Source organism: Rudaea sp., assembly GCF_036383415.1.
Classification (GTDB): Bacteria; Pseudomonadota; Gammaproteobacteria; order Xanthomonadales; family Rhodanobacteraceae; genus Rudaea.
The window spans coordinates 1-3,587 of the sequence record NZ_DASVOK010000262.1 but is presented as its reverse complement, the minus strand read 5'-3'; the positions used below and the strand labels follow the sequence as shown (position 1 = coordinate 3,587).

Annotated in this window: 5 protein-coding genes and 1 pseudogene; 3 read left to right on the top strand and 3 right to left on the bottom strand. The window is 67.3% G+C overall.

Translation table 11 applies throughout. The annotated features are described in order from the left end of the window. From VF497_RS09790 to VF497_RS09780, 3 genes and pseudogenes are all read right to left on the bottom strand, one after another. A pseudogene (locus tag VF497_RS09790) lies at positions 1-629 on the bottom strand (sensor histidine kinase); the annotation flags it as partial. Continuing rightward, complete coding sequence (locus tag VF497_RS09785) at positions 626-1,291, bottom strand: response regulator transcription factor (RefSeq protein ID WP_330888142.1); 666 nt, start codon at positions 1,289-1,291, stop codon at positions 626-628. The pseudogene VF497_RS09790 and the gene VF497_RS09785, both read right to left, overlap by 4 nt. Then, positions 1,291-1,629, bottom strand: coding sequence for a PepSY domain-containing protein (locus VF497_RS09780; RefSeq protein WP_330888140.1), 339 nt, complete (start codon positions 1,627-1,629; stop codon positions 1,291-1,293). The genes VF497_RS09785 and VF497_RS09780 overlap by 1 nt, the downstream gene beginning before the upstream one ends. A 124-nt stretch (positions 1,630-1,753) precedes the next feature. Here VF497_RS09780 and VF497_RS09775 point away from each other — a divergent pair, with 124 nt between their 5' ends. From VF497_RS09775 to VF497_RS09765, 3 genes are all read left to right on the top strand, one after another. After that, positions 1,754-2,068, top strand: coding sequence for a PepSY domain-containing protein (locus tag VF497_RS09775; RefSeq protein WP_330888138.1), 315 nt, complete (start codon positions 1,754-1,756; stop codon positions 2,066-2,068). Positions 2,069-2,163: 95 nt separating this feature from the next. Next, complete coding sequence (locus VF497_RS09770; RefSeq protein WP_330888136.1) at positions 2,164-3,309, top strand: efflux RND transporter periplasmic adaptor subunit; 1,146 nt, start codon at positions 2,164-2,166, stop codon at positions 3,307-3,309. Then, on the top strand, positions 3,306-3,587 hold a 282-nt coding region (locus VF497_RS09765), incomplete at its 3' end, for an efflux RND transporter permease subunit (RefSeq protein ID WP_330888134.1). The genes VF497_RS09770 and VF497_RS09765, both read left to right, overlap by 4 nt.

The window sequence follows — 3,587 nt, the reverse complement described above, 5'->3', positions numbered from 1 at the left end:
GGATCGCGGCGCAGCGCGGTGAGTTCTTCGCGCACGCGTTGCAACGGACGCAGGCCGAGTTGTACCTGTACCCACGCCGCGCCGAGCAACACGGCCCAGAGCAAAGCGAGGAACATCGCCAGTTCGCGGCCGAACTCGCGACGCACGCTGCTCAGTTGCGCCTCGTCGACCGCGACCTGCACGAGCACGCCGTCGCCACTGCGATCGGGACGCACGTTGCGTTCGATCAGGAATACGCGGCGGCCGAACGGTCCCGGCGCGTAGCGCGACGCCCAGCGTGCGGACGCGGTCGCCTGCACGGCGGCAGCCGCAGCGGGCGATGGCAGCGATTCGTCCCAGAGCGAGTGCGAGCGCAGTGCGCCCTGCTTCGTCGTCAATTGCCAGTAGTAGCCGCTGTCGGCTGTCTCGAAGCGCGCGTCGTGCGGCGGGTCTTCGGCCACGGGCATGCCGTCCGCGCCGATGCCGAGTTTGGAGACGAGTTCGACCGCATCGTAGGTCAGCTCGCGCGCCGCGCGCCGTTCGATGTGGTGGGCAAACAGCACCGACATGACCACCCAGGCCAGCAGCATCGCGACGAACACCGCGACCGCTGCACCGAGGAGCAGGCGCAGACGCAGCGAACGCGTCATCCGGAGGCGCTCGCGAGCACGTAGCCGAAACCGCGCCGCGTCTGCACCACGTCGGCACCGAACTTGCGCCGCAGCCGCATGACCAGCGCCTCGATCGCGTTCGTGTCGCCCGACTCGGCGACGCCGTAGAGATGTTCGGCGAGTTCGCCAGCGGACACGGCACGATCACCCTGGTGCGCGAGATAGTCGAAGAAACGGAATTCGAGCGGCGACATCGCCACGGGCTTGCCGTCGAGCGTCGCCGACATGCGCCGCGTATCGAGCGTGAGCCGGCCGCAGGTGAGCACGGACGAAGTACGGCCCGCCGCGCGCCGCACGAGCGCGCGCACGCGCACGATCAGCTCGCCCATCTCGAACGGCTTGGCCAGGTAGTCGTCGGCGCCGGTTTCGATGCCCTGCACCTTCTCGGTCCAGTCTCCGCGCGCGGACAGGATCAGCACGGGAAAATTGCGTCCGCCCGAGCGCCAGCGGCGCAACACGGAAAGTCCATCGAGGCGCGGCAGGCCGAGGTCGAGCACGGCGATTTCGTAATCCTCGACGTCGCCCTTGAACCAGGCCTCCTCGCCGTTCGTGCACAGATCGACGACGAAGCCGGCGCTGCGCAACGCATCGGCCACGTCGGCGCCGACGTCGGGATCGTCCTCGACCAAGAGTGCCCGCACTACTCGTCCTCGATCTTGATCACGTTGCCGTTCCGCGCGTCGAGCACGACCTCGCGCACGCGGCCGCTTGCGGTCAACACCTTGACCTCGTAAACCGGGCCGCCCTTGAACTCGACCTCGACCACGTCGCCCGCGATCCGGGATTGCGCGATCGCAAGGATTTTCGTCAGCGGCAGGATTTCGCCGCGCTGCATCGCCGCGAAGGCTTCCTGCTGCGCCTGTTTCTTGCGTGCCTTTGCGTCGGCCTTGTCGTGCGCGCCGCCGTCCTGCGCATGCGCGACATTCGCGGCGAGCAAGAGTGCGGGAAGCGAGGCGATGAATGTTCTGCGTGTCTTCATGGCGCGCACCCTGCCAGCGGAGCCCTGACAATTGCCTGACGCCGGCCACCGACTTCGCGTCAGCTTGGTTTGGTCAGGATGGCGTCGCCGTCATCGGCATCCACCCATGCAGAGGAGTTTAGCCATGCTCGCCATCAATACCAAATTCATCGCTTATACCGTTTTCGGCGCCCTCGTGCTCGTGTTCGGCGCCGGCGTGCAGACCTCCGCTTCGGCGGCCGCCCCGGGACTGCTGAGCCTGGACGAGATCGAAAGCCGCGCCAGCGCCGAAGGCGTCCAGGTCAAGGACATCGAGGTGCAGGATCGCCTCGTCGAAGTGAAAGGCCGCGATGCCAGCGCGCAGAAGGTCAAGCTGGTGTACGACCGCAAGACGGGCGAAGTGCTGTCGCGCGAGGTGAAAGCGCCGAAACCTGAAAATTCGGTAATCAAACGCGACTAGTTCGCCGAGCGCGGCACGAGTATCTTGCAAACGCGCAGTGCCTCCTCTCCGCGCGGCACTGCGTTCTCTCCCAGTCACAAACCTTGCACGCAGCAATGAAGAAACCGTCTCGCCTCATCCTTGGCATCGCCGCAGTCGTCGTGGCTGCAGCAGCAGGTCTCGCCTGGAAGCAATGGGCGCCTGCCGCCACGGCCAAGTCCGGTGGCAAGCCGCCGCCGCTGGTCGGCGTGACCACTTCGCGCACGCTCGACTTGCCTGTGCGCTTCGCCGCGCAGGGCCACATCGTGCCGCTGAACCAGGTCGACATCCGGCCGCAGGTGACCGGCGTGATCCGCACGGTGAATTTCCGCGAAGGCGACGAGGTGAAGCCGGGGCAACTCCTGTTCGAACTCGACGCGAGCGACGTCGTCGCCCAGATGCGTCGCGCCGAGGCACAGGCCAACCAGATCCACGCCCAGCTCAACGAAGCGACGCGCGATCTCAACCGCACGCTGCAGCTGGTCAAGTCCGGCTTCATGTCCGCGGCGGTGGTCGACACCGCGCGCAGCAAGGCGGAATCGCTGCAGGCGCAGTTCAAGGCTGCGCAGGCCGATGTCGAAAGCGCGCGCGTACGTGTCGGCTACATGCGCATCGTCGCGCCGATCGCGGGCAAGACCGGCGCCGTCGTCGTGCACCCGGGCAGCCTTGCCCAGATCGGTGACGCGGCGCCGCTCGCGAGCATCGTCCAGTTCGATCCGATCGCGGTCGAGTTCACCCTGCCCGAACGCGACCTCGCCGCGGTGCGTGACGCCCATGCCGCCGGCGACACCGAAGTCAGCATCGACCTCGGCGGCGACACGCGCACCGGTACGTTGAGCTTCATGGACAACCGCGTCAACACCGGCAATGGCACGATCGGCCTCAAGGCTAGCTTCGCCAATGCCGACCGGCATCTCTGGCCCGGCGCCTACGTGCGCGTCGCGCTCAGCGCGGGCACGACGAAGAACGCGGTCGTGCTGCCGCCGCAGGCCGTGCTCGAAGGGCCCGACGGCAACTTCGTGTTCCAGGTGGACGCCGACAAGCATGTCGTGTCGCAGCCCGTCACCCTGCTGCGCATCCAGGACCACAACGCCGTCGTCGACGGTCTGCGCAGCGGCGAGACCGTCGTCGTCGAAGGCGCGCGCAGCCTGCGCAGCGGCATGACGGTGGCGATCGACAGCGCGGCTGCCGCGAGCGCGGCGACCAACGGAGCGGCGCGATGAACATCGCCGCGTTGGCGCTGAGCCGTCCGATCGCGACGACGATGCTGTGGCTCGCGGTCGTCGTCGCCGGCGTGATCTGCTGGCTCAACCTGCCGATCTCGGCACTGCCGCAGGTGGAATCGCCGGTAATCGAAGTCTCGGCCAAGCTGCCTGGAGGAAGTCCCGAGAACATGGCGATCTCGGTCGCCACGCCGCTGGAGAAGGAGTTCTCCTCGCTGCCCGGACTGGTCGGTTCGATGTCGGAGAACATCCAGGGCCAGACCAACATCCAGCTCGAA